The organism is Mesorhizobium sp. WSM4884 (assembly GCF_029625675.1).
Taxonomy (GTDB): domain Bacteria; phylum Pseudomonadota; class Alphaproteobacteria; order Rhizobiales; family Rhizobiaceae; genus Mesorhizobium.
In genome coordinates, this window is record NZ_JARTVO010000063.1 from 1 (window position 1) to 280 (window position 280).

Below are 280 nucleotides of genomic sequence, written 5' to 3' on the forward strand. Positions count from 1 at the left end.
GTGTTGTCCAATATGTCCCACCTAAAGAATCGGGGTTGGCACCTGTCCCACCCATATAATCACCTTCGACTGCTTCAGTTGTACCTACTCCATTCCATGCAGCATTTACTCCTGTTGAGTTGACAACATCAAGATGCCTTGACTTACCTGAGTGATCAATGATTTCTGTTGCCCCTATACCTTCATTGAATTTATACCAAAATTCCAAACCGACATACAGGTCATTCACTTCTTGAATAGTATAACTAACCTGAAGTTCATCTACATAAGTGGCTACAAT

Annotated in this window: 1 protein-coding gene; it reads right to left on the reverse strand. The window is 41.1% G+C overall.

Annotated features, from left to right (window positions below; translation table 11 throughout):
- On the reverse strand, positions 1–280 hold a 280-nt coding region (locus P9236_RS30685; RefSeq protein ID WP_278078211.1), incomplete at both ends, for a hypothetical protein.